This window comes from Actinomycetospora sp. (assembly GCF_055612215.1).
On record NZ_JBVPVA010000972.1, the window covers coordinates 1 to 4,301 of the forward strand.

3 protein-coding genes are annotated in these 4,301 nt (G+C 72.8%); all 3 read right to left on the minus strand.

Going from position 1 to position 4,301, the window contains the following annotated elements; translation table 11 throughout:
• A partial coding sequence (locus tag AC0CYZ_RS26475) for a bifunctional cytochrome P450/NADPH--P450 reductase (RefSeq protein ID WP_472220916.1) occupies positions 1 to 3,113 on the minus strand: 3,113 nt, incomplete at its 3' end.
• Positions 3,114 to 3,139: 26 nt separating this feature from the next.
• A complete protein-coding gene (locus AC0CYZ_RS26480; protein ID WP_472220918.1) occupies positions 3,140 to 3,877 on the minus strand; it encodes a hypothetical protein in 738 nt (245 codons plus the stop codon).
• On the minus strand, positions 3,874 to 4,047 hold the full coding sequence (locus tag AC0CYZ_RS26485) for a hypothetical protein (RefSeq protein ID WP_472220920.1): 174 nt from the start codon (positions 4,045 to 4,047) through the stop codon (positions 3,874 to 3,876). Before AC0CYZ_RS26485 ends, AC0CYZ_RS26480 begins: the two co-directional genes overlap by 4 nt.
• Positions 4,048 to 4,301 lie beyond the last annotated feature (254 nt).

Here is a 4,301-nt window from a genome sequence, read left to right on the forward strand (position 1 = left end):
GCCATCGTGGAGGCGTTGCCGCAGACGTAGACCACGGCGTCCTGCTGCATGGCCTCCCACACCTCGTCGGCGGCACCCTCGAGGGCGTGCTGCACGTAGCGGTACTGGTACCCGGGCACCCGGGAGTACGCCGGGAAGAGCGTGGCCACGCCGTCCTTGTCGTAGGCGGCGAGCTCGTCGGCGTAGAGCAGGTCGTCCTCGGGGTCGCGGCAGCCGAGGAACAGCAGCGACCGGGCGATCGGGACGCCCCGGGCACGCAGGGACTCCCGCTCCTGGAGGAACCCGCGGAACGGCGCCATGCCCGTCCCCGCACCGATCATGATCATCGGAACGTGCGGGTTCTCCGGCGGGCGGAACGCGATGCTGGGGCTGCGCACGAAGGTGAACACCGTGCCGCCCTCGGGGACGTCGTCGAGGTGCCCCGAGCACACCCCGCGGAAGGTCGTGCCGTCGCCGGAGCGGGCCGCGCCCTCCAGCACCCCGACCGTCAGCGAGACGTCCGAGGACACCTGCGGCGACGACGAGATCGAGTAGAACCGCGGGCGCAGCGGGGGCAGCAGGTCGAGGAACTCCGCGAACGGCAGCGTGCAGTCCGGGTGGGCCTCGAGCAGCTCCAGCAGCGTGCGCCGGGGCTTCGCGATCGTCTCCCGGTAGCGCGCCTTCGCCTCGTCGTCGCTGCCCGCGAGGGCCGCGAGCTCGTCCCGCTCCGGGCCCTCGGGCATCGATGCCGCCATCGCCGCCAGTCCGGCCCGGCTCGCCACGTCCTGCAGCTCGACGCAGCCGACGAGGATCGCGAGGAGCGGGTAGGGCTCGCCGACCGGCAGGTGGGTCGGCGCGCTGCCGTTCGCCGTCAGCGTCACGTACTGGCCCCCGTCGAGACCGAAGCGCGTGATGGTCCGGTTGACCAGGGGGATCGGGTTGCGGGGCAGGACGCCGAGGTGGTCGCCCGTGGAGTACGTCGTCCCGGCCGGCATCGCGATCTCGAGGTGGCGCACCGAGCGTCCCTCGGGGGTGTCGGCGCGGGCGGTGAGCTCGCGGTTGACGCGCACGGTCGCCGCCAGGCCGCGGTACGACTGCAGCACCGGGCTCGCGGTGCGGCGCTGCTCGAGCTGCACCGTCAGACGGGGGCCGGAGCCGGCCGCGGCGGTCGTCGACGCCTCGAGGCCGAGGGCGGCACCGAGACCGTCCCACAGCCCGCGGTACCAGTCCTCGAACTGGGAGTCGAAGTCGCCGCGGGCGTCGCCCTCGCCCCGCGGGTAGACGCGGGTGCCCCCCTTCGCCTCGAGCCCGGCGTCGACGCGCGTGGGCACCGCCTGGTAGGTGGCGGCCCAGTCGCGGTTGCCGCACCCGAAGACCGTGAACCGCACCCCGGCAGCCGAGGCGCCGGCCCCGTCGAGCCACGCGCAGAACTTCGCGGCGTTGTCCGGCGGCTCGCCGTTGTAGGACGAGGTCACGACGACCACCGCGCCCTCGGTCGGCAGCTCGTCCACGGCCTCGTCGAGGGCCGCGGTGCGGGCGGTGTAGCCGCGTTCGCCGCCGTCGCGGGCGATGCGGGTGGCGATGTCCTCGGCGGCGCCGAGGTTCGAGCCGAAGAGGACCAGCAGCGGTGTCCCGTGGCGGTCGGCGGGCGCGACGGCCAGGGCCGGCGACCGCGGTTCGGCCACCGCGGTCGCCGCCGGCCGCGGCGCGGACCCCCAGGTCCGGCCCTGTCGGGGCCGCACCGTGATCGTGAGGCCCTCCGGCTTCACGGTCAGGGTCTCCTTGATCTTCAACTGGTAGTTCGCGTGGTCGACCAGCTCGAAGCGCTGCAGGACCATGCCGAGCACCAGGGTCGCCTCCTGCAGGGCGAACTGCCGCCCGATGCAGGCCCGCTGGCCCGAGCCGAACGGCCGGTACGCGTTGGGGGGCAGCGCGTCGCGCCGCTCCGGGGACATGTGGTCCGGGTTGAACTCCCGGGCGTCGTCCCCCCAGACCTCCGGGAGCCGGTGGAGCATCGGGGTCAGCGCGACGACCGCCGTCCCCGGGTCGAACGGGCCGTACCCGCCGACGGTCTCGCCGGGCTCCCGCGCCTGCCGGGTGAAGGCGGGCGCGGTGGGCCAGAGCCGCAGCGTCTCGTCGAGGATCTGGCGGACGTAGCCGAGCTGGTTGATCTGGGCGCCGGTCGGGGCCGCGTCCGGGTCGGTGCCCAGCACGCGGTCCACCTCCTCGTGTGCGCGCGCCACGACCTCGGGGTGCTTGAGCAGGTACGCGATCGCGAACGACAGCAGCCCGCTCGTGGTCTCGTGGCCGGCGATCAGGAAGGTGCCGCACTGCGCCACGATGTTGTGGTCGGGCAGCGTGTTCCCCTGCTTGTCCGTACCGACCAGCATGTGGCCGAGCAGGTCGGTGCCCGGGTCACCGGAGGCGCGCCGCTCCTTGACGATCGCGTCGATCGTGTCGTCCATGAACTTCGCGTTCGCCAGGAAGCGTCGCTGGGCGCCGCGGCGGAGCTTGACCTGGATCGGGAGCATCCGCTGGCGCTGCAGGCTCTCGTCCAGCGAGTCGATCATCGCCTGGACGAACGGGTGCTGCGTGTCGCGGTAGAACGAGTTGAAGCGGTACCCGAACCCGCACAGCGCGATGGTGTCGAGGGTCAGCCGCGTCATGTCGCCCGCGACGTCGATGGGCTCGTCGGGGTTGAGCCGGTCCCACTTGAGCATGAGCTGCTGGGCGATGTCGACCATCGGGTCGACGTAACCCTTCATCGCCCAGGTCGAGAACGTCGGCAGCAGGATGTCGTGGGCGGACTTCCACAGCGGGTCGGCGGTGTCCGCGGTGAAGAGCCCCGCGCTCACGTGCGTCTTGCGCATCTCGCGCTGGCCGGTGCCGACGAGCTTGTCGAACCGGGCGTCGTCGCACAGGTCCTGGACCATCTCCAGCCCGGAGGCGACGTACAACGGTGCCGGCGTGTGGAGCACGAAGATCTCGCCGTACTGGTCGGCCTGCTTCATCAGGCCCTGGACCAGGGTCTTCGTGTCGATGTCGCGGAAGTTGCCGATGACGGGCAGCGGCTTCGGTCCCGGGATCTCGGAGACCGGACGAGGGGTGGCGACGGGACGGTCGACGGCGGTCACTGTGTGCTCCTGGGGATGGCGGGGATTCAACGCGTGGTCCCGGGACGGGCGCCCGGCAGCGGGTCTCGCGACCCGGCGGGCTCGACGGGGGTGTCCTCGCCGGCGGTCGCCGCGGTCGACCGCGCCCGGCGGTCGTGGCGCAGGAGCACCACGACGACGACGAGGACCCACGCCGGCAGGACGAGCAGGCTCGCGGGGTGGGCGGTCGCGGTGAGCAGCAGCCACGCCCCGAGCAGGTAGGCCACGACCGCCACGCCGCGCGGCATCACGCCGGCGTTGCGCAGCAGCGTGGTGGTGGTCAGCGCGAACATCCCGGCACCGCGCACCGAGAAGACGAAGACGAGGCCGTAGCCGAGCGCGCTCAGTGCCCTCGTGGCCTCGGGCGTGAGAGGCGCCCCGCCACCGATCGTCGTCAGGAACACCGGCGTCGCGAGGGCGGCGGTCCCCGCGAACAGCAGAGCCACGAACACCACGCCGGAGAGCAGGTTGAGCCCGTGGGCCATCGCCGACGGGGCCGGTTCCAGCGTGTCGAGGACCGAGCGCACCGCGACGACGAACCAGAGGAACGCGATCCCGGCGAGCGGCACGAGGTACAGCGCGACGGCGGTGACGACCGTGTTGCCGGGGCCGTCGTAGAACGCCCCGTACACGGTGTCGGGATCGCCGAGGTGCGGCACGGCGTCGACGACCACGAGCGCCGCCACGAAGAGGACCGAGAACACGATCCCCATCGACGCGGCCAGGCGCGGCGACGCGGGCGTCACGCCGGCCCCCACGGCCGCCGGTCGTCGACGGGGCGTTCGGCGTGCAGGTCCTCGAGGATCCGCAGCAGTTCGAGCGTGCCGGAGAACGGCTGCTCCCGCCCGGACTCGGTGATCACGGTGCCCTCCAGACGACCGTCAGCGGTGCGGAGGACGTCGAGCGAGAGATGCATGGGCCGACCTCCTCCTGCTGGATCTCGACCGTAGGGAGGTTCGGGGGTCGGACGCACCGGCCGACCTTCCAGTCGGGTTTCCAGTCCGCCCGGAGTCGCTCACGCGCAGCTCCGCGGGCGTCACGAGGCGTGGCGAGCCGGACCACCGAGGGTCCGGAATGAGGATCGGATCGGCCGGGTTGTCGCCGTCGGGGGTCGACGACGCGAAAGAGTCCGCACATGACGGTGGCACCGGGCCGGTACGGCATCTGGGC